The organism is Hymenobacter arcticus (assembly GCF_054779975.1).
In genome coordinates this window covers 606,457-629,624 of the sequence record NZ_BAAGXF010000001.1, presented here as the reverse complement: position 1 = coordinate 629,624, position 23,168 = coordinate 606,457, and the positions used below count along the sequence as shown (strand labels likewise).

Annotated in this window: 14 protein-coding genes; 3 read left to right on the top strand and 11 right to left on the bottom strand. The window is 62.8% G+C overall.

Annotated elements, in window-relative coordinates:
* Nucleotides 1-21: 21 nt before the first annotated feature.
* From ACYVGC_RS02790 to ACYVGC_RS02775, 4 genes are all read right to left on the bottom strand, one after another.
* A complete protein-coding gene (locus ACYVGC_RS02790) occupies nucleotides 22-1,860 on the bottom strand; it encodes a RagB/SusD family nutrient uptake outer membrane protein (protein WP_460582251.1) in 1,839 nt (612 codons plus the stop codon).
* Between the two features lie 27 nt (nucleotides 1,861-1,887).
* Nucleotides 1,888-5,181: a SusC/RagA family TonB-linked outer membrane protein gene (locus ACYVGC_RS02785; RefSeq protein WP_460582250.1), complete on the bottom strand. Its 3,294-nt coding sequence runs from the start codon at nucleotides 5,179-5,181 to the stop codon at nucleotides 1,888-1,890.
* Between the two features lie 136 nt (nucleotides 5,182-5,317).
* Nucleotides 5,318-6,151, bottom strand: a complete 834-nt coding sequence (gene kduI / locus ACYVGC_RS02780) for a 5-dehydro-4-deoxy-D-glucuronate isomerase (protein ID WP_460582249.1) — start codon at nucleotides 6,149-6,151, stop codon at nucleotides 5,318-5,320.
* An 88-nt stretch (nucleotides 6,152-6,239) separates the two neighbouring features.
* A complete protein-coding gene (locus ACYVGC_RS02775; protein ID WP_460582248.1) occupies nucleotides 6,240-7,007 on the bottom strand; it encodes a Rossmann-fold NAD(P)-binding domain-containing protein in 768 nt (255 codons plus the stop codon).
* Nucleotides 7,008-7,286: 279 nt separating this feature from the next.
* On the opposite strand from ACYVGC_RS02775, the gene ACYVGC_RS02770 reads away from it, so the two are divergent.
* Entirely contained in the window at nucleotides 7,287-8,315 is a 1,029-nt protein-coding gene (locus ACYVGC_RS02770; RefSeq protein ID WP_460582247.1) for a LacI family DNA-binding transcriptional regulator, read from the top strand.
* A gap of 5 nt (nucleotides 8,316-8,320) precedes the next feature.
* On the opposite strand, the gene ACYVGC_RS02765 is transcribed toward ACYVGC_RS02770, so the two are convergent.
* Nucleotides 8,321-8,884 carry a hypothetical protein gene (locus ACYVGC_RS02765; protein WP_460582246.1) on the bottom strand — a complete coding sequence of 188 codons (564 nt, stop codon included), beginning with the start codon at nucleotides 8,882-8,884 and terminating at the stop codon, nucleotides 8,321-8,323.
* 30 nt (nucleotides 8,885-8,914) lie between these two features.
* Nucleotides 8,915-9,928, bottom strand: a complete 1,014-nt coding sequence (locus ACYVGC_RS02760; RefSeq protein WP_460582245.1) for a pectinesterase — start codon at nucleotides 9,926-9,928, stop codon at nucleotides 8,915-8,917.
* Between the two features lie 560 nt (nucleotides 9,929-10,488).
* On the opposite strand from ACYVGC_RS02760, the gene ACYVGC_RS02755 reads away from it, so the two are divergent.
* Nucleotides 10,489-14,688, top strand: coding sequence for a T9SS type B sorting domain-containing protein (locus ACYVGC_RS02755; protein ID WP_460582244.1), 4,200 nt, complete (start codon nucleotides 10,489-10,491; stop codon nucleotides 14,686-14,688).
* A 155-nt stretch (nucleotides 14,689-14,843) separates the two neighbouring features.
* Here the strand turns inward: ACYVGC_RS02755 and ACYVGC_RS02750 are convergent, their stop codons facing one another.
* The 5 genes from ACYVGC_RS02750 to ACYVGC_RS02730 all read right to left on the bottom strand — a co-directional run bounded on the left by ACYVGC_RS02750 (nucleotide 14,844) and on the right by ACYVGC_RS02730 (nucleotide 21,916).
* Nucleotides 14,844-15,806, bottom strand: coding sequence for a pectinesterase (locus ACYVGC_RS02750; RefSeq protein WP_460582243.1), 963 nt, complete (start codon nucleotides 15,804-15,806; stop codon nucleotides 14,844-14,846).
* Nucleotides 15,807-15,817: 11 nt separating this feature from the next.
* Nucleotides 15,818-16,789 (bottom strand): pectinesterase, encoded by a 972-nt coding sequence (locus ACYVGC_RS02745; RefSeq protein WP_460582242.1) that lies wholly within the window; start codon nucleotides 16,787-16,789, stop codon nucleotides 15,818-15,820.
* Between the two features lie 186 nt (nucleotides 16,790-16,975).
* Nucleotides 16,976-17,845, bottom strand: a complete 870-nt coding sequence (locus ACYVGC_RS02740; protein WP_460582241.1) for a fumarylacetoacetate hydrolase family protein — start codon at nucleotides 17,843-17,845, stop codon at nucleotides 16,976-16,978.
* Nucleotides 17,846-18,116: 271 nt separating this feature from the next.
* Entirely contained in the window at nucleotides 18,117-20,030 is a 1,914-nt protein-coding gene (locus ACYVGC_RS02735) for a glycoside hydrolase family 88 protein (RefSeq protein WP_460582240.1), read from the bottom strand.
* A 182-nt stretch (nucleotides 20,031-20,212) separates the two neighbouring features.
* Complete coding sequence (locus tag ACYVGC_RS02730; RefSeq protein WP_460582239.1) at nucleotides 20,213-21,916, bottom strand: glycoside hydrolase family 28 protein; 1,704 nt, start codon at nucleotides 21,914-21,916, stop codon at nucleotides 20,213-20,215.
* A 330-nt stretch (nucleotides 21,917-22,246) separates the two neighbouring features.
* Between ACYVGC_RS02730 and ACYVGC_RS02725 the strand changes: the two genes are divergently transcribed.
* Nucleotides 22,247-23,074 carry a phosphatase PAP2 family protein gene (locus ACYVGC_RS02725; protein ID WP_460582238.1) on the top strand — a complete coding sequence of 276 codons (828 nt, stop codon included), beginning with the start codon at nucleotides 22,247-22,249 and terminating at the stop codon, nucleotides 23,072-23,074.
* Nucleotides 23,075-23,168: the final 94 nt, after the last annotated feature.

The following is a 23,168-nucleotide window of genomic DNA, read 5'->3' as shown; positions in this document are numbered from 1 at the left end:
CCTGTTCATTGCTCATTGACTTTAGTAGCCGGCGTTTTGCTTGAGGGCGGGGTCGGTGTCGATGGTGGATTGCGGGATGGGCAGCAACTCCTTGCCCTGGCCGGCTACGTACTCGGCGGCCAGGCCGGTGCCGGTGCTGGCCGCGGTGGTGGTGCCCGAGGTGTAGGTAGCGCCGGCGGGCCGGGTGTTGACTACGTAAGTGGGGTTGATGGCCGAGCCCCAGGCGATAGCGGTGCTACCGGTGGGTACCGTGGCCGGCGCGGGGCGGTAGAAGGAGCGCTGAAATTGCAGCACGTTATTCACCACCCGGAAGTAGAGCGTCTGGGGTACGTTGGCGTAGGGCGCGGTGCGCGACTGCAGCGCTTGAATGCGGGTTTTTACATCGGCGAGCTTGGTGGCCAGCAGGTTCCAGCGCAGCAGGTCGTACTTACGGATGCCTTCGGAGCCAAACTCCAGGTACCGCTCATTCACGAGGGCGTTGAAGAAGGCGTCTTTGCTGGTGAGCACCAGGCCGGCGGTGGCGCGGGCGGTGTTGCCGGCGTAGGCGCGGGTGCGCACTTCGAGCAGGGCCTTCTGGGCGTCGGCGGTGGGGCCGTTGAGCTCGTTCTCGGCTTCGGCAAACATCAGCTCCACATCCGAAAAGCGGATGAGGGGCCAGGCGTAGCCCAGGTAGTTGCTGGTGCCGGGCAGCGCGGGCGTGCGCCAGTCGCGCCGAAACTTGCCGTCGGTAGCGTTGGCCAGCGTCACGCCGGTTTGCGCATTGTTGGCGGCAATGCCGTAGACCGTGATGGTCACGTCGCGCCGCACGTCGGTCGAGTCGAAGGCGTAGAAGTAGGGCGGGGCAATGGTGACCGCGCCCTGCGTGGTGCCGAAGGTGGTGGACGACGTGAGGCGGGGCCCGTTGTAGTAGCCCAGCTTGCTATCGGTTTGCACGCCCGCGCCGCCCATGCCCACGGCCAGGATAATCTCGTTGGCGGTTTCGGTGCGCAGCTCATTTATGCTGCGAAACGTTTCGGAGAAGCTGGCGTTCAGGGTGTGCTGCGAGCGGTTGTTGAGAATGTCGAGGCACTCCTGGCGGGCAATGCGGTAGTAGTCCAGGTAGTCGGCTTGCCGCGTCATGGCGGTGCCTTGCAAGGCGTAGCCGCCGCGCTGCAGCGCAATGCGCGCCCGCAGGGCTTTCACCGCGCCTTTGGTAAAGCGCTGGTTGCCCAGGCCGGCGGCCGAGCGCCAGGGTAGCAGCTTTTCGGCAATGGCCAGGTCGTCAATCAGGCGCTTAAGCGTGGCGTTGCGGTCCGAGTTGGGCAGGTTCACTTCTTGGCCCACGGCAGTGGGGGCAAACTGGGCGGGCACGTCGCCCCAGTTGCGCACCAGCTCCAGGTAGTACTGAGCGCGCAGCGCCAGCGACTCGCCGTAGAGGCGGTGCATGGTGGCCGTGTCGGCCGCCACGGTCCCGTTGTAAATGGGCGAGGTAGGGATGTTGGCGATGCAGATATTGGCCCGCTCGATGCCTTGGTACAGGCGGTTCCAGGGGTTAGTGATTTCCGAATTGGTCGAGAGCGCCTTGTAGCGGGCGATGCTGCGGCGGCCCCCGTCGATGATGCCCGCCGAGCCAATCAGCTCGTCGGTATCATACGGGAAATACATGGAAAGGCGGGTGCCGTACGAGTTGTCGCCGGCCAGGTAGTTATAGGTGCCGATAACGGCCGACGTAGCCCCGGCCGCCGTGCTAAACGTGGCGTCGGTGGTATTGAGGGCCGTGGGCTCGATTTCGAGGAAATTCTTGCACGAGGAGAGCGCGGCGGCCGAGCCGCCCAGGGCCAGCGCTGCAACGGCCACCCGGCCAATAACAGTAGATTTCATGAGAGTAGACACTAGAGCGGGTGGGAATTAAAGCGAGAGGTTGAGGCCGAACAAAAAGGCCCGGCTGCGGGGGTAGGCGGCGTAGTCTACGTTGGGGGTGAGGGCCGTGGCGCGGCGCGTGTTCACCTCGGGGTCGTAGCCCGAGTACTTGGTGAAGGTGGCCAAGTTGTTCAGCGTCACGTAGAAGCGCAGCTGGGTTAGCTTGGCGCGGTTGATGAGCGCCTTGGGCAGCGAGTAGCCCAGCGTGATGTTGTTGAGGCGCAGGAACGAGCCGTCTTCAATGGCCCACGAGTGCAGGAACAGCTGGCGGGTGGGCGTCCAGATGGTGGCGTTCTGGTTGAGGGCATCCAAGGCGGCCTTGTCGGTTACCAGCGCGCCGTTGTTGTCGTAGTTGCGGTAGCGGCCGGCATCCACGGCGAGCAGGTTGGTGAGCGGGTTTACGGCCGAGGTAAACTCAATCTTGTTGGCGTTGTACACCTGGTTGCCGTACACGAAATTCAGGAACACGCTGGCGTCGAAGCCTTTGTAGGTGAACTGCTGGTTGAGGCCACCCGTCACTTTGGGGTTCGAGTTGCCGATTACCTGGCGGTCGTTGTTGATGTCCACGGCGCCGTCGCCGTTCAAATCTTTCAGCTTGAGCATACCCGGCGTGAGGGCCGTGCCCAGGATGCCGGCATCGTTGGCCACGCCGCCCTTCAGGGTCCAGGTGCCGCTAGTGGCGTTGTAGTTTTCGAAGTCGGCGGTAGTGTAGAAGCCGTCGGTCACGAAGCCGTACATGAGGCCCACCGGCTGGCCTGCCTGGGCGATGTAGTCGGTAGGAATACCGGCGGCCGTGCCCGCCCAGCCCGAGTTCAGGTAAAACTGGTTCAGGCTGGGGCCCAGGTCCTCGATGCGGTTGCGGTTGAGTGAAGCGTTGGCCGTGGCCGACCACGTGAAGTTCTCGGTCTGGATGATGGTGCCGCTCAGCTGGAATTCGAGGCCCTTATTAGACGTGCGCCCGATGTTCTGGAGCTGTGAGGTATAGCCCAGGAAGGCCGGGATGGGCCGGTTCACGAGCAGGTCGTTGGTGGTGTTGTAGTAGGCATCGGCCGTGAACTGCACCCGGTTGTTGAACAAGCTCAGGTCCACGCCCAAGTCGCGCGAGGTAGTGATTTCCCACTTCAAATTGGGGTTGGCCAGGCCGGTTGCGGCCGAGCCCAGCACCTGCGAGCCGTTGATGTAGTACGAGGCGCTGCCGTTCTGAAACAGCTGGTTGGTGAGGAAGTCGGCAATGCGGTTGTTGCCGGCCTGGCCGTAGCTCAGGCGCAGCTTTAGGTCCGATACCGTTTTGAAGTCCTGCATGAAGGATTCCTTCGACACGCGCCAGGCTACCGAGGCGGCCGGGAATACGCGGTATTGGTTGTCGCCCAAGAACTTAGACGAGCCGTCGCGGCGGGCCGTGAGCGTAGCCAGGTACTTATCGTCATACGAGTAGCTGGCCCGGCCGAAGTACGAGAGGATGGTGTAGTTGACCGGAATGGCCGTGTAGGGCAGCACCGGCTGGGCGGGCGTGCCCACGGGCAGCACGCCCTGGTTGATGTTGGCCAGCGCCCGCTCGGCGGTGATGTTGAGGGGCAAGAAGTTGGTTTGCAGGAACTGCTGGGTGGTCTTCTGCTGATACGTTTCCTCGCCAATCAGCGCGTTCAACACGTGCTTCTCTTTACGGAACGAGTAGTCCAGCACGTTCGAGTTGTTGATGGTCGTCTGCGTCTGGGTAGTGATGGTGGCAAACGGTAGGTTCTGGTAGCCGCCGCCGGGCTGCCGGATGGTGGGCGAGTAGCGCCCGTTGAAGGTGCTCAGGTTGAAATCGGTGATGTCGAAGCCCGCCGTGGAGCGCAGCACCAGGTCTTTGGTGATGTTGAGGGCCGCGTTGGCGGCGATGTTGATGGTGCGGCGCTTGTCCGAGCGGTACTCGTTGTCGATGGCCACCACCGGGTTTACGAGGGTGGAGTTGGTCAGGAAATCTTCGTCAAACACGTTGGGGTCGAGGGCGGTGCTGCCGCTGGTGGCGGGCACCACCAGCGGCACGTACTGAATGGTATTGCGTAGGCGCGACGTGGTGTTGGAGCCCGTGGGCACGGTAGCGCCGTTGGTGGCGGTGCCGTTGGCGGCGCCGGTGCCCGCGCCCAGCGACTCCTGGTTGTTGAAGCGCGTATTCAGGCCAAACTTGAAGCGGTCGCTCACCTTGTTATCGAAGCGGAAGTTGACCAGCATGCGCTCGTAGCCGGTGCCGCGCTGAATGCCGTCCTCCTTGTTGTTGGTCAGGCTTAGGGCATAGGTTGTGCCCTTATTGCCACCCGAAATCGAGAGGTTGTGCGTCTGCTGCATGGCCTTGCGGCCAAACACCTGGTCCTGCCAATCAACGAAAGGCGCATTGCGGGCGCTGTCGAGGCGGGCACTAGTGAAGTTGGTAGTGCCGAAGTAGTTCTGAAAAATATTGAGGCCGCCCGAGGCTGTGCCAATCGAGCTGGCGCGCTCAAACTGGTAGTTCACGTAGTCGGCCGGCTGCAGCACATCCAGCTTCTTGCTGATGGTGCGGAAGCCACCGAAGCCGCTGTAGGCAATGGCCGTGCGGCCTTCCTTGCCGCCCTTGGTCGTGATGATAACCACGCCGTTGGCACCGCGGGCACCGTAGATGGCGGTAGCCGAGGCGTCCTTCAGCACGTCAACCGAGGCAATGTCCTGCGGAGCAATTACGCCCAGCGCGTTCTCCACCTGAATGCCGTCCACCACGTAAAGCGGCGTGTTGTCTTGGGTAATGGAGTTGCCGCCGCGCACCCGCACCTGGAAGCCCTGGTTGCCGGGCTGCCCGTCGGAGGCGTTCAGCTGCACGCCCGCCAAGCGGCCTTGCAGCGCCTCAGCCGCCGAGTTCACCGGAATGTCCTTGATTTGCTGCGCGCTCACCGAGGACACGGCCCCGGTTACGTCCTTGCGTTGCACCGACTGATAGCCTATAACTACCACATCATCAAGTGATTGTGTATCGGAGGTTAGTGCTACGTCAATCGTCGATTTGGTGCCCACTGCCACTTCTTGGCTCACGTAGCCAATGAAGCTGAAGCGCAGCGTGGCCGAGCGGCTTTCGGCCGGCACGGCCAGCGAGTAACTGCCGTCGGCGCTGGTCGAAGCGCCGGTGGTGGTGCCTTTCAGCACCACGGTTACGCCGGGCAGGGTTTCGCCATCCGAGCCCTTTACTACGCCGGTTACCGTGCGGTTTTGAGCGAAAGCCAGGCCGATGCTACCGCAAAGCACGAGCCAGAGCATGAGAAGATGTTTTTTCATAAGTAAAACAGCCAGAAGCAGTTGGGTGGGAAATTTGGAAAAGTAAGTGAATGGCAAAGGCAGTGAGAATCACGGCCAGCGAAAAAGAAAATCAATTTCGTCGGCGCTATTGCTGTGCCCTCGGGAGTGCGGGTGGCTAGCGCAAATCGGCCAGCGCTACGGCGTCCATGTCGGTGTATTCGAGGTTTTCGCCGGCCATGCCCCAGATGAAGGCGTAGGCCGAGCTACCGCAGCCGGTGTGGATTGACCATGGCGGCGACAGAATGGCCTGTTCGTTGCTCACCCACAGCGGGCGGGTTTCCTGGGGCTCGCCCAGCAGGTGCAGCACGCGCTGGCCGGCGGGCAGGTTGAAGTAGAGGTAGGCCTCCATGCGGCGGTCGTGTACGTGGCTGGGCATGGTGTTCCACACCGAGCCGGGCTTGAGCTGGGTGAGGCCCATCACGAGCTGGCAGCTGGGCAAGCCCTCGCTGAAAATGTACTTGTAGATGGTGCGCTGGTTGGCGGTTTCCATCGCGCCCATTTCCACGGGCGTGGCCTCGGCCTGGGTGCGGCGGGCGGTGGGATACTCTTTGTGGGCCGGGGCCGAAAGCAGGTAAAACTTGGCCGGGTTGGTGTCATCGAGGCTATGAAAAACCACCTGCTGGCTGCCCTTGCCTACATACAGGCAATCCTGGTTACCGAGCTCAAAATCAACGCTATCCACCGTCACGCGGCCCGCGCCACCCACGTTGAGGGCCCCTAGCTCGCGGCGCTCCAGAAAGTAGTTGGCCTTGAGGCCGTCGGGGCAGGGCAGGGGCAGGGCCGTGCCAGCGGCGGGCTGCGCGCCACCCACTAGCATGCGGTCGTAGTGCGTATAAGTCAGCTCGATAGCGCCGGCAGTGAAGATATTCTCAATCAAAAAGTGCTCGCGCAAGCCGGCCGTATTCAGGCTGGCAGTTTCGCGGGGACCAATGGCAAAACGAGTATTCATAAAGTAGTGAGCAATGAGCAATGAATAGTGAGCAATGTGGTGATAATGAGAACATTACTCATTGCTCACTATTCATTGCTCATTAAAGCTAGCGTCCCATCCAGCCGCCGTCCACGGTGAGGATGGTGCCGTGCACGTAGTCGCTGGCGGCGGAGGCTAGAAACACGGCGGGACCTCGGAAGTCGTCGGCCACGGCCCAGCGGCCAGCCGGAATGCGGCTGAGGATGGCCGCGCTGCGCTCGGCATCCTGGCGCAGAGCGGCGGTGTTGTCGGTAGCTACGTAGCCGGGGGCTATCGCATTCACGTTCAGGCCTTTGCCAGCCCACTCGTTGGCCAGGGCCTTGGTGAGGCTGCCGATGGCGCCCTTGCTGGCCGCGTAGCCCGGCACGTTGATGCCACCCTGGAAGGTGAGCAACGAGGCCGTGAAGATGATTTTGCCGCTGCCGCGGGCCAGCATGGGGCCGGCCAGCGCGCGCGCCAGCCGAAACGGCGCGTCGAGGTTCACGCTCAGCACAGCGTCCCAGTCCTCGTCGGAGTGCTCGGCGGCCGGGGCCCGGCGGATAATGCCAGCGTTATTAAACAGGATGTCGATAACCGGAAAATCGGCCTGTACTTGCTTGATAAAATGTTGTAAGTCAGCAACTTGTCCCAGGTCGGCGCGGTAGCCGGTAAACTCGCGGCCCAGGGCCCGCACGCCCTGCTCGGTGTCGCCGCCTTCGGGCAGGCTGCGCGACACGGCAATGATGTCGGCCCCGGCTTCGGCCAGGCCCAGCGCAATGGCTTGGCCAATGCCGCGGTCGGCCCCCGTGACGAGGGCGCGCTTGCCGGCCAGACTAAAGCTTGCGGAAAGACTCATATACAGAGGGGTGGGATTTGATTTTGGGGAGAACAAAACGGTGTTTGCTGCAACCCTAGGGTAGATGCTAGTGTCGAAGTTTAGCGCCGAAACCGGATGCGGTAAGCACCGAGGACCGTTTTTATTTGCGCAATCGTTATCGGCAACGTTTCCAAGTAGGGCGGGCCGGGCGCGGCGCGGGGCGGCCAGTCCAGCTTCGCTTCATTTAACCTTTACCTTTAGCCACCAAAGCCTGCTGTTTATAACGTGTTAATAATTGTACTTTAAGTAGAAATTAGTTTGGAACTCGCCACCCTCAAAGACATTGCCCGCGAGCTGAATATCTCCGTATCGACCGTGTCGCGGGCGCTGCGCGACAGCTACGAAATCAACGCCGAAACCAAGCGGCTGGTGATGGAGTGCGCCGCGCGCCTGCACTACCGCCCCAATCCCATTGCGCTCAGCCTGAAGGGGGCCAGCAGCAAGGCCATTGGCGTCATCGTGCCGCAGATTGCGAATTATTACTTTTCGCAGGCCATCAATGGCATTGAGGAAGTGGCCAACCAGCGCGGCTACGACGTGCTCATCTTCCAAACCCACGAAGCTTACGACCGCGAAGTGGCCAACCTGCGCCAGGCCCTGGCCCGGCGCGTCGATGGCCTGCTCATCTCGCTGAGCAGCGAAACCAACGACGTGAGCCACTTGCAGGAATTGCAGCAGCAGGGCACGCCCATCGTGCAGTTCGACCGCGTGTCGGCGCTGCTGAACACGCCTCGCGTGGTGGCCGACAACTTCGGCGGGGCCTTTGCGGCTACCGCGCACCTGTTGCAGTCGGGCCGGCGGCGCATTGCGCACCTCACCATTCAGCCCTGGCTCAGTATCACGCAGGAGCGCCTTGCTGGCTACCGTGCTGCCCTAGAGCAATATGGCGTGCCGTATGATGAAAACCTGGTGCGCTTCGGTACCTTCGGCCCCGACGAGGTAGGCCCGCTCGTGGACGAGCTGCTGGCCCTGGAGCCCCGCCCCGATGCCTTTTTCACGGCCAGCGACCGGCTGGCGGTGGGCTGCCTGGCGGCGCTGCGCCAGCGCCGCATCGCTATCCCCGGCGACGTGTCGCTCATCGGCTTTACCAACCTCACGGTGGCCGATATGCTGTCGCCCTCGCTGAGCACGGTGGTGCAGCCCGCCAAGCAAATCGGCCAGGAAGCCGTGGGCCGCCTCCTCGACCTTATTGAGCTAAAGCACCGCGCCGCGCCGCCGGCTACGCTCACTATTCCGACTACGCTGGTGGTGCGGGAGTCGTCGGCGGGGCCGGTAGGAGTGGGGTAGGGAATTTATCGTAGCGTGCTGACATAAAAGTCATTGGCGATAGCATAGCTTGAGCCGATACATAATATACCGAACCGTAAGGGAGGTGGAAGCGGGTTGGGCAGGCTAATGAGTGGCCCTGTTCGATTTGCTTCTACGCCATGCTGCTGGCAGAGAAGAATAACTTCCTCCGCGATAAAATAAGGAAGACACAAGTGCTGGTATGGGTAGCGTGGTGGGGTGTGCGCCAGCCTGTCTTGAGAATCAAAGCTTAAGCCAGTCCAGGAAGCAAAGTGACGCCAGTCGCCTCGCCACTTATGCAGGCAGCATGCGTAATCTTTCAGGAAGTCCGGCGGTAGCCCTTCCTTCACCCGGATAGTTATGGAGCCTATTGGATGATTGTAGTTGAACAAAGCTGGGTGCTCAGTGAAGTAAGCCAACTCACCGTAAGTGCCGCGTTTTATACGTGTATTGGCTTTTCCGATAAACTTGATGCGGTGTACTTCTATATCCGTAGTAAGCTCCAAAAAGTCAGTTTGCTGATATGTTATCCGACCTCTCGGATAGAGAGCGACAAATTGCTCTATCATAATGTAATGCTAAGCGGCGCACATAATAGCCTACTCCTGCGGCTCCCAGCCACTTTCACCACCAAAAATGTCCTTCAGCTTGTAGCGCTTGGCTTCTTTGGCCGTGAGCTGATGTGACCACTTAACGCGGTCGGCGGCGTTGGCGCCGGGGCCAGTTGATTGATATTCAGCATAGTACGCGGTGCGCTCGTTGGCAGCGTCGCGCCAATTGTCCCAGCCAGCGGGCAGGATGTGCGCGCCCAGCTCGCAGTTCAGGTACACCGTGCGGGAGTGGGGGCGCCAGGGGCGGGCCAGAAATACCTTGTGGGCGGCGGTGTCGGCGGTGAGGCGGCAGTTGCGGAATACGAAGCCGTAGGCCTGGCGCTCGGTGGTGGCGGCGGCCGCGATGTAGGAGTTGCGCTTGCTGCGGATTTCGCAGCGGTCGAACACGGCCGTGGCGGTGCCGAAAATGAAATCGGTGGTGCCTTCGATATAGCAGTCCTGGTAGTACTGCCGGCTGTTTTCGACGGCGGGGTACAGCGTGTCCTGGTTGCCGAGCATGCGGCAGTGGCGAAAAGTGGCGCGGTCGCCGTCCACGTGCAGGGCCACGGCCTGGCCCACGGGGCCGGCGGCGTTTTCGAAGGTGATGTTTTCGGCCGTGAAGTCGTTGGCCTGCACCAGTACCGTTTGCGAGGAGTAGGTGTTGTGGCCGGCCGCATCGCCGGTGTGGTCGCTGCCGGTGATGATGGTGCCCAGCGCGCTTTCGCCCACCAGCCGCACGTGGGTTTTGTGGGCCGGCACCACCAGTTTCTCGTGGTAGATGCCGTTTTTAAGCTGAATGGTGACCGTGACCTGCGACAAGTCGCGCGAGGCCAGTACGGCCTCCTGAATGGTGCGGTAGTCGCCGCTGCCATCCTGCGCCACGCGCATAAGCAGCACCTGGGGCGGCGTGGCGGGGCGGGCCGGCGGCATGCCCAGGTTGGCAGCGGGTAACGCGGGGGCCTGGGCAAGGGCCGGGGCCAGCGGTAGCAGCCAGCCGGCCCACAATAGAACGAAGAAGCGCATTGGCGGCAAGGTAATTAGGCTGGCCCAGCAAAAGGTTCGCCGCGTTGGGCATACTGCGAAAGGAGCAGTGACTTTTGAAATTAAAGATTGGATAAAAGCGATAAATAATAGTCCTGGCCAGTACTTTCGTAGCGCCTTCACTCACACTCCTTTTCTATGAACAAACTTACTTTTACTTCATCATCTAGGCATTGTTGGGTTGCTCAATGGCCGTGCCCAGCGGCTGGCAACCATTCGACCTGGCATTACCCCAGTAGCTTACTTGGTGGTAATTGTGGTGAAAATATGCGGGTAACTACCTGTTGATAAGTATTTTGTGGGTTTTTGGCTGCGCCTGCGCTGTGCGCAGCGGCGGCACTGTTGCCAGTGCGCTTCGCTAGGACAGGCAGTACGGGTATGTTATCATAAATAATTGATTATCAACAACTTGTATTGCTAATTGATAGTCTAGGCTGCCTGATAGTTGTGTCGCTCCAAACGCGTGGCGCGTGCCGGCCGCCGGTAAGCTGGGTATTGCGGGCCAACCCATGATAGGAACTCGTCGCTATTCTTTCTTTTCTATGAATTCAACTTTACTTTTTCGTTTGGGTGCCTGGTCGCGGCTGCTGCTGGTGTTGTTGCTGGTAGGGGCGAGCCAAGCGGCGCGGGCCGCGCACTTGCTGGGCGGCGAAATGACCTACCGCTACCTCGATGCCAACGGCCCGGCCATTGCGCCGCTGCGCTATGAGCTGACAGTGACACTATATAACAACTGCTCTGCCACCACCAGTCCCGACCCGTTTACGTTGCGGCCCTCGGCCAGCATCGGGATTTATGACCAAGCTACCAACGCCCGGGTGGTACTGACGCTCGATAACTACGATAATACCCAGACCTACGCCAGGCAGGAGGGCATGATGAGCATCCCGCAAACGTCGGTTTCGGCGTGCCTGTCGTCGGCCGTGCCGCCTGGTTGCACCATCATCGGGCCTTCGTTGCCCTACCGGGTGCAAAAGTTCATCGGCGTGGTAAACCTGCCCCGGTCGGCCAAGGGCTATTACGCCCTGTTTACGGACGGCAACCGCAATAATGACGTCACCAATTTATTCATGCCGGGTGCGCAGGCCCTCACGCTGTACGTGGCTATGCAGCCCCCGCAGCTGCCCAACCACTCGCCGGTATTTTCGGACGTGGCGGTGGCCGTCATCTGCGCCGGCGACACCACCATTTTGCTTAACAACGCCGTGGATGCTGATGGCGACCGGCTCACGTACACGTTTGGGCAGCCCTACGGCATTGTGGGCGGGCTGGGTGTGTTGCCGCTGGGCAGCTTTACCCCCAAGCCGCCCGAACTTGCCTATGCGCCGAGCAATGGCTACTCGGCCGCCACGCCCTTTGGCACCACGGCGGGCAACTTTGCGGCCCTCGACCCCGCCACCGGCATAGCTAAGTACCTGGCCGGCACGGCGGGCGGCAAGTACGTGGTGGCCGTGGATGTGAACGAGTACCGCATCATCAACGGCCAGGAAATCCTCATCGGTACTTCCCGGCGCGACTTGCAGCTGGTAGTAGCCCAGTGCCCAGCTACCAAGCCCCCGGTGCTGCCGCCGCCGGCCATAATGGCCCGTAACTATACTATTGAGGCGGGCAGTAGCCTCAGCATTCCGCTCACGGTGACCCAGGCCGATGGCCACCCGCTGACCCTGACGCTCAACAGCCAGCTGCTCGACGGGCCCGGCGGCTACGCGGCCACCCTCAACGGCGACCCCGGCACCGTGGCCCCCGGCAACCCCACCGGCACCGCCAAGGTAACCGGTACCAACGGCCTCGTTACGGGCACCTTCGCCTTCGCTACTACCTGCGCTGATGCCCGCCCCACGCCCTATGATGTGGCCCTCACGGTGAAGGATACGGGCTGCGCCGGCAAAACCGTGGTGGAGGTGCTGCACATTACCGTGACTAAGCCGGCGGGGCCCACCATTAGCGGGCCCGCCGTGGTGTGCGACCTGGGCATGCCCTACAGCTACGAGGCCCGCGGCGGCAGCGCCGCCCGGGTAAGCTGGCGCGCGGTGGGTGGCACCCTCGTGGGTAGCCCCACCGCCACCACCGTGCAGGTGCAGTGGGGCAGTGCCGGCGGCACGCTCACCGTGCGAGGCACCTCGCAATTTGGCTGCCCCACCGACTCGGTCACGCAGGGCGTGGTGGTGGGCCAGCCGGTGGCGCTGGCCGTGGCCGGCAGCCTGAACATTTGCCGGGGTAGCAGCGCCACGCTCACGCCCACCGGCGGCGCTACTTATACCGTGGTGGGCGGCCCTACTACGCTCACCGGGCCGGGCCCGTTTGTGGTGAGCCCCACCCAAACCACCACTTACACCATTACGGCCCTGGCCACTAGCACCGCCTGCGCCACTACCTCGCAGGTAACGGTGGCGGTGCTGCCCGGCCCCGCCGCCGATGCAGGCCCGAGCGGGCTCGTCACTTGCTCGGGGGTGCCTGTTGCCCTGGGGGCGGCCCCGGTAGTGGGCAGCACCTACAGCTGGAGCCCGGCCACGGGCCTGAGCAGCGCTACGGCCGCTAACCCCATCGCCACGCTTACCAACCCCACCGGCGCGCCCATCACCCAGACCTACACCCTCACCGAAACCAGCGCCACCGGTAGCTGCCAGGCCAGCCACTCGGTCACGGTCACGGTGAGCCCGGCGGTGGTGGCGGCAGTGGGCCCCATTACCGCCATCTGCTCGGGCGCGGTGGGGCAACTGGGGGCCGCGCCGGTGGCGGGCTTTGCGTATAGCTGGAGCCCAGCTACGGGCCTCAGCAGTAGCACAGTAGCCAACCCTACCGTGACGCTGACCAACTCGACCGGTACGCCCACTACCCAGACCTACACCCTCACCGCCACCAATACCCAAACCGGCTGCGTGGGCGTGGGCTCGGTAACCGTAACGGTGAGTGCCCCGCCCGTGGTAGTGCCGGGGTTACCCGTCGTCATTTGCTCGGGGAGCACGGCGCAGCTGGGAGCCGCGCCGGTAGCGGGCTTTGTATATAGCTGGAGCCCCGCTACGGGCCTCAGCAGCAGCACGGTAGCTAACCCCACCGTAACGCTGACCAATACCACCGACGCGGCCGTTGTACAGACCTATACCCTCACAACCACCAACCTGACCAACTGCTCGGCGTCGGCCCCGGTGACCGTGCAGGTTAACCCGCTGCCCGTGGCAGCAGTGGGCCCAGCCGTGGCTACCTGCGCGGGCATTGCGGTGCAGTTGGGGGCCGCGCCGGTGGCGGGCTATACCTACACTTGGAGCCCAGCTACGGGCCTTAGCAGCAGTACCATTGCTAACCCTACCGTGACGCTGCCTAATGCCACCGGCGCGCCCATCACCCAGGTGTATACCCTGCTGGTGCGCAGCCCGGCCACGGGCTGCACCAACACCGCCACGGTAGCCGTGACGGTGAACCCGGCGCTGAGGGCCGGCACCATCGGTGCCGACCAGGCCCTGTGCCCCGGCACCAGCGCCGCGCCGCTCACGAGCGGGGCCGCGGCCAGCGGCGGCACGGGCACCTACGCCTACCAGTGGGAAACCTCGCCGGATAACCTGAATTGGGCCGACCTGCCGGGCGCTACTGGCCCCACCTATGCGCCGGGCGCGGTGGCCGCCACCACCCACTACCGGCGGCGGGCCACGTCGGGCACCTGCGCCTCGGCTACCTCCAATGCGGTGGCCGTGCGGGTACTGCCGGTGCTGCCGGTGGGCGTGGCGCTGGCTACCCCGGCCACGCAGTGCGCCGGCCTGCCCTTCGTGTTTACCCCGATGCCCACCAATGCCGGCGCCGCGCCCACTTACCGCTGGTTTGTGAATAACATCCTGGTAGCCAGCAGTCCCACCTACACAGCCACCACGCTGCGCAACGGCGACCAGGTGCGCGTGGAGCTTACGCCCACGGCTGGTACCTGTACCACGGGCCCGGCCACGGCCACCGTTGCTATTAGCCTCACGCCGGCCCCGCTGCCCACGCTGGCTATCAGCCTGCAAACGGGGCTGCCGGTGTGCCCCGGCACGCCCGTAGTGTTTCAGGTGGATAAGGTGACGGACCCCGGTGCTAACCCCCTCTACCAGTGGCAGATAGATGGCATGGCCGTGCCCGGTGCCCAGGGCAGCACATTTACCAGCACCACCCTGCGCAACGGCCAGGTGGTGACGCTGGCCTTGCGCACTACTACCGCCTGCGGGCCCATTACGCTCGTTTCCAATGCGATACCGGTCAGTCTTATCGAAGGCCTCGTTGTGCAGGCGGGCCCCGACAAAAGCATTATGGAAGGCGACCACGTGACGCTCGAAGGCACGGCCAGCGGCAGCTACCCGGTAACTTGGACACCTACCGCCAGCCTGTCGTTTGAGGGCACCAGCCGGCTGCGGCCCATTGCCTCGCCCACGGTCACTACCACCTACACGCTGTCGGCCGGCAGCGGCTACTGCACCGTCAGCAGCACCGTCACCGTGACGGTGACCCCGCGCCTGCGCATTCCCAACGCCTTGAGCCCCAATGGTGATGGCCGGGACGACACCTGGCAAATCGACCACATCGACGACTACGCCGCCAATAAAGTGACGGTGCTCAACCGCTGGGGCAACCGGATTTTTGAAACCTCGGGCTACCGCCGTGGCAACGAGTGGGATGGTACCATTAGCGGGCAGCCGGCCCCCGTGGGCACCTACTACTACCTCATCACGCTGGGCAACGGTAAGTCGTACACCGGTTCGCTCACGGTGGTGTACTAGGCCCTGGAAGGAAGCTAGAAGCGCAAAAAAAGAACGTCATGCAGACCGCAGGGAAGCATCTCGCGTGGGGTACTAACCCCGACCGTTCAACGGGGCGAGCAAGATGCTTCCCTGCGGTCTGCATGACGTTCAAGTAATTTTCTGAGCAGGCTTGCCTACTTGCTTGGCTGCCAGCCGCGTAGCACGGCGGCGCGGGTGTAGGCGTTGGCTTCGGCCCTGGTGAGCTGGTGCGTCCAGGGGGCGCGGGTGCGTGGGCTAGCCCCCGCGCCGCGCGACTTGTACTCGGCGTAGTAAGTCGTTTGCTTGTTGGTTTCCTTGCCCCATTCGTCCCAGCCCTCGGGCCGCACAATGGCGCTCAGCGCGCACTCCAGAAACACGGTTTTGGCATAGGGGCGCCAGGGGCGGCCCAGGTAGAAGGAGCCGGCCGGGGCCGCGCCGCCCAGCCGGCAGCGGTGAAACACGTAGCCATAGCGCGTGGTGTCGGGCGTGGAGGCGGCGGTGAAGAAGCCGCCCGTTTTGCCCACCACCTCGCAGTTCTCGAACCAAGCCGTGCTGCTGCCAAAGATGAAATCGACGGTGCCCTCAATGTAGCAGTCCTCGTACAGCTGCCGGCTGCCAAAGCCGAAGGTGTAGAGCGTGTCCTGAAACCCCAGAAACCGGCAGTGCCGGAAGCTGCTGCGGTCGCCGGCCACCCAGGCCGCCACGGCCTGCCCCACCGGCCCCGCCGAGTTGGCAAAGGTGATGTTCTCGGCCGCGAAGTCATTGGCATACAAGTGAATACTGGCCGAGCCCGTAGTGCCGAAGTTCTTGCCCGTAGCGGGGTCGATGCGCTGGTTGAAGTTGTCGAACGTGAGGACGGTGCGGGTGGCATCTTCGCCCAGCAGGCGCACGTGGGTTTTGCCAGCGGCCAGGGTCAGCTTTTCCTTGTAGGTGCCGGGCTTTACCACGATGGTTAGCCAGTCGGCGTTGCCGTCGGGCACGGCATCGAAGGCGGCCTGCACGCTGCGGTAGTCGCCGCTGCCATCGGCCGCCACCACTAGGCGCCGGCCCTGGGCGCGCAGGTGCCCACTGCCAGCCAGTAGCAAAGCCGTGAGTACTAAACTGCTAATAAGCTTCATGCGAAAGGGTGTTAATTGGGCGAGGCCGTGGGCTGCCAGCCGCGCAGCACCCGCTCGCGGGTATAAAAGGCGGCCTGCTCGGGGCTGAGCTGCCGGCCCCAGGGGGCGCGCAGCTTGGGCGTGGCCCCCACGCCCAGCGACTTAAACTCGGCAAAAAAAGTATCCTGCTTGTTGCTTTCCTTGCCCCAGTGGTCCCAGGCGCGCGGGTTCACTACGGCATCGAGGGTGCAGTTGAGCAGCACCGCCTTGGCAAACGGCTTCCAGGGGCGGGCTACGAAGTAGGCCCCGGCCGGGGCGTCGCCCGTGATGCGGCAGCGCTGCAACACAAAGCCGTAGCGCACGGTATCGGGCGTGGAGGGGGCCAGCAGGCAGGTGCCGCCGGGCTTGCCCACCAGCGTGCAGTCTTCAAACAGGGCCGTGGCCGAGCCCAGCACGGCATCGGTAGTGCCCTCGATGTAGCAGCCCTGGTAGAGCTGGCGGCTGCCGTAGCCATAGGGGTAAAGCGTGTCGCGAAAACCCAGGAAGCGACAGTTTTTGAACTGCGCGCGGTCGCCGTATACCCAGGCGGCCACGGCCTGCTTGGCGGGCCCGGCCGTGTTTTGCACAGTGAGGTTTTCGGCCGAAAAGTCGGCGGCAAATACCCGGAGCGTGGCCGAGTTGGAGGTGGTGAGCGTGTCGCCGCCAGGCGGCCCCAGCCGGCCCTTGTAGTCGTCGTAGGTGAGCACTACGGCGGCCGGGTCCGAGCCTTCGCCGAGTAGCTTCACGAAGTCCTGCTTCTTATTGAGCGTCAGCTTTTCGCGGTAGGTTCCCTTGCGGATAAAGATGGTAAACGGCGTGCGGTTGCCGGCGGGCACGGCATCGAGGGCGGCCTGCACGGTGCGGTATTTACCGGTGCCGTCGGCGGCAACTACCACTTGCCGGGCCTGGCCCAGGGCTACGGTGGCGGAGGTGGCCAGCAGGCCTAAAAGTAACGGTGTACGCATAAGGGAAAAGGAATGGGTGGGACATGGAAGAACGGAGTAGTGCGATTGGCAGCCGGCCAAAACCGGCTGCTAATCCTGGCTGGCTGCTCGAAAAGGAATCACCGAAAAAGCGCTGCTGGTTGGCCACGCACTTCCCGTAAGTTATTCGGTAGCTTGTAGTTAAAACGACGATAAGTAGTCGATTCGCTAAAAATTCTGTGAATCGGCCGGGTGGGCGCGTACGGTTTGGCGGGCGATACCCAGGCAGGTAATGCCCAGTTCCACCACGTCGCCGGGCACCAGGAAGCGGGGCGGCTTCAGGCCGCTGCCCACGCCGGCCGGCGTGCCGGTCGAGAGCACGTCGCCGGGCAGCAGCGTCATAAACTGGCTGATGTAGCTGATGAGGTAAGGCACCCCAAAAATGAGGTTGGCCGTGTTGCCGTCCTGCACCTTTTCGCCGTTCACCGACAGCCAGAGGCGCAGGCTTTTGGGGCTGGACAGCTCATCGGGCGTGGCCAGCCAGGGGCCGAGCGGCGCGAAGGTGTCGCAGCCCTTGCCCTTGTCCCAGGTGCCGCCGCGCTCCAGCTGGTAGGCGCGCTCACTCACGTCGTTGTGCAGCACGTAGCCGGCTACGTAGTCGAGCGCGTCGACCTCGCTCACGTAGCTGGCGCGCTTGCCAATAACCACGGCCAGCTCCACTTCCCAGTCGGTTTTAACCGAGCCAATGGGCAGGATAATATCGTCATTGGGCCCGGAAAGGGCCGAGGTGGCTTTCAGAAAAATAACCGGTTCGGTGGGCAGGCCCAGGCCCATTTCCTCGGCGTGGTCGGTGTAGTTGAGGCCGGCGCACACAATTTTGGAAGGCCGCGCCACGGGCGGGCCCAGGCGCGCGGTGGCGGGCACGGGCAGCAGTAGCTCGCGCTGCACGGCCACGTAGGCAGCCAGCCGGGCCAGACCATCGCTGGCAAAAAAGTTTTCGTTGTAGTCTTCGCCAAAGGCGCTAACGTCGTAGCGCTGCCCATCGAGGACGATGCCGGGTTTTTCGCGGCCGGGCTGGCCGTGGCGGATGAGAAGCATGGTTGGTAATTAGCAGTGAGTAATGAACAGGGAGTAATGACGAACTGAACGCCAGGCGCAAGAACGGCAGGCGCGGGAAAATGAATGTCAGGCGCAGGAACGTCATAAGCAGGAAAAAGAACGTCATGCTGAGCTTGCCGAAGCATCTCTACCGCATCGTTGGACGATTGAATTACTCTCGTGGTAGAGATGCTTCGGCAAGCTCAGCATGACGTTCTTTTACTCACTCACTCACTCACTCACTCACTCACTCACTCACTTACTTACTTACTTACTTCAGCAGCCAGCGCCCCAGGTCTTTGCCCGCCTGAAAGTTCTCGAACGTGGCCGGGATTTTCCGCCCGTCGGTGTACTCATTGTACAGCCACGGGTCGCCGAGGGCCAGCACGCGGCCCTTGCCCACCTGCGCCGTGGCCATGATAACCTTGCCGTTATTCGTCACTAGCGGCTGGGCCGGGCTTTGCAGCGCCAGCACCGACAACTCCTTGATATACGCCGCTTTGGCTTGCTTGAAAACGGTGGCGCCGCTGGTCAAATCCACCCGGCCCTGCTCAAATTGGCTGCCCTGCACCATGTTCACGCTCTGGTCGGTGAACTGCATGCCGAAGCGCTGCGCCAAGGTGTTGAAGTGCTTGATTTCGCAGTTGGCGGTGTCGTTGGCGAGCAGCACCAACGTGCCGCCGGCCCGCACCCAGTCGGCCACGGCCTGGCCATCGGCGGGTGATACGTAATTAGGCGTGGGCGACTCCTTTTTAGAATCCGGGTCCACTATCACGTACACGCTCAGGTTTTTGAGGCTGGCAGCGGTGGGGGCCGTGGGCACGGGCACAGTGCGCGCGCCCAGCTCGCGCAGCTGGGTGCCCCACAGCCAGAAGCCGCCGTGGCTGCGGTCCTCCCAGGTGTAGTGCCACTGCTCGGGCTGGCCGGTGAAGACGTTTTTGCGCAGTTCGTGGTTGAAATAATAGTCCAGGCCCACGGTTTTGCCCTGGCCGAGCGCGTTTTCCTGGGCTATTTCTATCTCCGTGCTAGCCAGGATGAATGGGCCTACGCCCTTCAAATCATCCTTTCGCAGCGGCTCGCTGAGGTAGTACTTGAACGTGCCATCGCGGTAGGGCGTGCCGCCCAGGCCGCCCACGCTCACGGTGCCATTGAGGGCCAGCGCGCCGTTTTCGGTGCTGACGAAGGTTTTCAGGATGCCATCGTAGCCCTTGCGGGCCACGGCGGCGTACTTTTTATCCAAGTAGTTCATCCGCACGCCTTTAGCCAGCGCGTACACAAACATGCTGCTTCCCGAGGCTTCGGCGTAGTTGCCTTTTTCCTGCTCGTGGCCCATTACCAGGCTCCAGGTGCCGGTTTTAGCATCCTGGTACTTGGCCAGTACGGGGGCCAAGCGCTGGAGGTCTTTCACCAGCTCGGCGCGGTGGGGGCTGGTGGCGGGCAGGTAGTCGAGCACATCCACGAGGGCCATGGCGTACCAGCCAATGGCGCGGTCCCAGGCGTTGGGCGAGAGGCCGGTGGCCTTGTCGGCCCAGGGCTGGGCGCGGCTCTCGTCGTAGCCGTGGCGCAGCAGGCCGGTTTTGGGGTCGAGCAAGCGTTTTTCGATGAGCGCAAACTGCTTGGCCACATCGTCGAGGCCGGCCGCGTCGCCGGTGAGGGCGCTGTACTGCGCATAAAACGGCTCGGCCATGTAGAGGCCATCGAGCCACATCTGATTGGGGTACACCTTCTTATGCCAGAAGCCGCCCTCCTTGGTGCGCGGCTGCTCGGCCAGCTGCTTGCGCAGGTTGGCGGCGGCCAGCCGGTACTTCTCGTTGCCGGGCACCGAGAGCTGGCTCAGCAGCAGCAGCGCCGGGCCGGTGGCAATATTGTCAAGCGTATAATCGGCGGCCTTGTAGGTGCGGATGCTGCCATCCTGCTGCACAAACTGGTCGAGGTCCTTCCGGATGTAGGTGAAGTAGCGGCCGTCGCCGGTGCGCTCCCACACCCGCGCCAACGCCTTGAGCATCAGGCCCTGCTCGTAGTCCCAGCGGGCCGTTTTGCGGTTGGCAATTACGATGGAGTCGGGGTGCTGGGCAATGAAGGCATCGGCCATGCGCTGCGACATGGCGGCCGGCGCATTTTGGGCCGGGGCCAGCAGCGGCAGGGCCAGGGCAGCGGTGAGGAAAAGGCGGGTGGGGGAGGGCATAGGATGAGTTGGGTTGTTTTCGTTCAGACGGGGCGCCTCACCCCCCGGCCCCCTCTCCGAAAAGGAGAAGGGGAGCCGAGCGCCAGCGAGCGTGCGCAATTGATACAGTTGCCTGTTGTCGTCAGGCTCCCCCTCTCCTTTTCGGAGAGGGGGCCGGGGGGTGAGGCGCCCCGTTAGCGTTCCTACTTAGCCGCTACCTGCACCACCTTTTTTCCCACCTTCTCGCCCAGCTCCAGGCCCTTTTTAGCCAGCTTAGAGTTGGTGTTGGTGAGGCGGATATCCTGGCTGCGGTCGCCGCTCACGCGCAGCAGCAGCTCGGCGCCGCTGGTGTACTTGATGCCGTCGAAGCTGATGTTTTTGCTGTTTTGCACTTCCAGCACCGGCTTGGTTTCGGCGGTGAGCAGGGTTACGTTTTTAAAGCGGATGTTCTCGGCTTCTTGGCACACCAGGCCCTTAGTAGCCTCAATCACAATGTTTTCGAGGCTGATGTCCTTGATGGGCATTTCGGGCAGGCCGCGCACCAGGATGGCAGTTTCGGCGCCTTTGCAAGTCACGTTTTTGATGTAGAAGTGCTGGAACTGCGGCGTGCCTTCGCCCAGCGGCTGCGCTGCGATAACGGGCGGCGTGGTGGCCTCGCCCAGCTGGGGCACGGGGTCCTTAGCCGCGTAGTACATATCAAACAGGATGGCCTGCCCGGCAATATCGGTCATGGTGATGCCATCGACCCAGATGTTTTCGACCATGCCGCCGCGGCCGCGCGCCGTTTTGAAGCGCAAACCCACGTCGGTGCCTTGGAAGGTGCAGTTGCGCACGATGAGATTGCGCACGCCGCCCGACATCTCGGAGCCAATCACGAAGCCGCCGTGGGCGCTGTACACGCGGCAGTTCTGGATGAGGAAATTTTCGGTGGGCACGCCGCGCTTGCGGCCCTCGGCGTCGCGGCCGCTCTTGATGCACAGGCCGTCGTCGCCCACGCTAAAGGTGCAGTCGTCGAGCACGCCGTTGCGGCACGATTCGAGGTCGATGGCGTCGGTGTTCTGGCCGTACCAGGGGTTGCGGGCCGTCACGCGGCGCACCGTAATGTCCTGGCACAGCAGCGGGTGGATGGTCCAGGCCGGGGAATTCTGAATGACGAAATCTTCGAGCAAAATCTGCTTGCAGTCGGTGAGGCTCAGCATGTTGGGCCGCAGAAAATCGCGAATATCGTCGAAGGCCGTGGGGTCCAGGCTCTTGCGCGGGGTGCCGGCCGCGGCCAGCATATTGCCCTTGAGCGACGCCGCCGAGGGGTACCACGAGTCCTTTTTCTCGTTGAGCACGCCGCCGCGGGCCACCAGCTTTTTCCACTCGCCCTCGTTGAGCTTGCTCTTCTTCACCGGCCGCCAGCTGTCGCCGGCCCCATCGAAGGTGCCGTTGCCGGTGATGGCGATGTTGGTGAGCCCCACGCCAGACAGCGGCGCTTGGCTGCGAATGGCGTCCTCGCCCTCCCAGGTGGTTTTGATGAGCGGATACTGCGCGTGGTCGGCCGTGAACTGCACCAGCGCACCGGTGGCCAGGTGCAGGTTCACGTTGTTTTGCAGCACAATGGGGCCCGTGAGCCACAGCCCGGCCGGCACCAGCACCGTGCCCCCACCGCCTTGAGCGCAGGCCGCTACGGCTTTTTGAAACGCTTGGGTGTTAAGGGTTTGGCCATCGGCCAGGGCCCCGTATTTCTGAATGTTGAAGGTGTCGGCCTTGAAGCGCACCTGCCGCACGGCGGGCAGCGTGGGCGGGGCAGGGGCAAAGGCAGCAGAAGCAGCCATTGGGCGGGTGGCCTGGGCCTGAGCCGGGGCGGCGTGCAGGGCCACGAGGGCCAGCAGCGCCCCCGGCAACAACGAAAAACGGGGCATAAAAGCGGGTGGGAAAGTGGGGCAGCCCGGCCACAGCCACTGGGCAACCAAAAGCCGTGAGTAGTCAAAACCAGGCACGAACCCAGGTTTGGCAACGGAATACTAGGCCCGCTGGGGGGCATCTGCAAGCAACGGGCGCGATTTATTTGCGCTATCGTTACCGGGAACGTTGCCGCTAACCCGGCTTGCCAGTGCTGGCAACCGGGTCAGCGCCCAGCCCGTGCCAGGCAGCCCGGGCAGAATTTCCTCAGAATTGGCCGGTAGGTTTGCAAAGGCAGCAAAAACTGACTGACTTGCGTAGAGCGCAGTTCATTATCCTATTGTTACCCTATGCGTTCATTTTTCTCCTCTACCCGAACGGCGGTGCTGGGCCTGTTGCTGAGTGCCGCCACGCCCGCGCTGGCCCAGGTGCCGCTCAACCCCGCCAACGCGCCGGCCGCTACCGACACCACCCACAAGTACGAGAACCCGCTCGGGGTGCCGACTACCGCCAAGCAGCCGTTTTTTAAAAGCAAGGCGTTTAAGGCATTAGCTATCCCAACGGTGCTCATCGGCTACGGGGCCTACACATTCAATGGCAACGGCTTTTACACCAACCAGGAGGCCCAGCGCGATATTCACCGCGTGTTTCCGTCGTCCCAAACCCGCGTAGCCGACATCCTCATCTTCGTGCCCTACGCCGAGCTGGCGGCGGTCACGCTGTTTGGGGTAGAGGGCCGCAACGACCGCCTCAACACCCTGCTCATCATTGCCAAGAGCGAGGCCATTATGCTGAGCAGCACGTATATTGTGAAAGCACTTAGCCAGGAAACGCGGCCCGATGGGTCCGACAACCTCTCGTTTCCGTCGGGCCACACGGCGCAGGCGTTTTTGGCGGCCAGCATCGTGCACACCGAATTTCGCGATAAAAGCCAGTGGTACGGCGTGGGGGCCTACGCCGTGGCCACCAGCGTGGCTGGCCTGCGCATGATAGTAGATAAGCACTGGCAAAGCGATGTGGTGGCGGGCGCGGGCTTCGGCATTTTAAGCGCTCACCTGGCTTACCTCACGCACCGCAACCGCTGGGGGCGCAAGTCCATTGGCCGCGATATCGGTATTATGCCCACTTATTATGGCAACACGCCCGGCCTGTGCCTCACTTGGCGGCCCTCTAAGTAACGGGGGCTGTGTGGTAAGCTTTAGCTTGCCGTGCGTAGGAAGCATCCTCACACGGCAAGCTAAAGCTTACCGCACAACTCCAGGTTTGCTTCAG

Bases quoted from the DNA above. Each gene is read 5' to 3' on its own strand.
- ACYVGC_RS02790 (WP_460582251.1), bottom strand. From the start codon at position 1,860: ATGAAATCTACTGTTATTGGCCGGGTGGCCGTTGCAGCGCTGGCCCTG.
- ACYVGC_RS02785 (WP_460582250.1), bottom strand. From the start codon at position 5,181: ATGAAAAAACATCTTCTCATGCTCTGGCTCGTGCTTTGCGGTAGCATC.
- kduI (WP_460582249.1), bottom strand. From the start codon at position 6,151: ATGAATACTCGTTTTGCCATTGGTCCCCGCGAAACTGCCAGCCTGAAT.
- ACYVGC_RS02775 (WP_460582248.1), bottom strand. From the start codon at position 7,007: ATGAGTCTTTCCGCAAGCTTTAGTCTGGCCGGCAAGCGCGCCCTCGTC.
- ACYVGC_RS02765 (WP_460582246.1), bottom strand. From the start codon at position 8,884: ATGATAGAGCAATTTGTCGCTCTCTATCCGAGAGGTCGGATAACATAT.
- ACYVGC_RS02760 (WP_460582245.1), bottom strand. From the start codon at position 9,928: ATGCGCTTCTTCGTTCTATTGTGGGCCGGCTGGCTGCTACCGCTGGCC.
- ACYVGC_RS02755 (WP_460582244.1), top strand. From the start codon at position 10,489: ATGAATTCAACTTTACTTTTTCGTTTGGGTGCCTGGTCGCGGCTGCTG.
- ACYVGC_RS02750 (WP_460582243.1), bottom strand. From the start codon at position 15,806: ATGAAGCTTATTAGCAGTTTAGTACTCACGGCTTTGCTACTGGCTGGC.
- ACYVGC_RS02745 (WP_460582242.1), bottom strand. From the start codon at position 16,789: ATGCGTACACCGTTACTTTTAGGCCTGCTGGCCACCTCCGCCACCGTA.
- ACYVGC_RS02740 (WP_460582241.1), bottom strand. From the start codon at position 17,845: ATGCTTCTCATCCGCCACGGCCAGCCCGGCCGCGAAAAACCCGGCATC.
- ACYVGC_RS02735 (WP_460582240.1), bottom strand. From the start codon at position 20,030: ATGCCCTCCCCCACCCGCCTTTTCCTCACCGCTGCCCTGGCCCTGCCG.
- ACYVGC_RS02730 (WP_460582239.1), bottom strand. From the start codon at position 21,916: ATGCCCCGTTTTTCGTTGTTGCCGGGGGCGCTGCTGGCCCTCGTGGCC.
- ACYVGC_RS02725 (WP_460582238.1), top strand. From the start codon at position 22,247: ATGCGTTCATTTTTCTCCTCTACCCGAACGGCGGTGCTGGGCCTGTTG.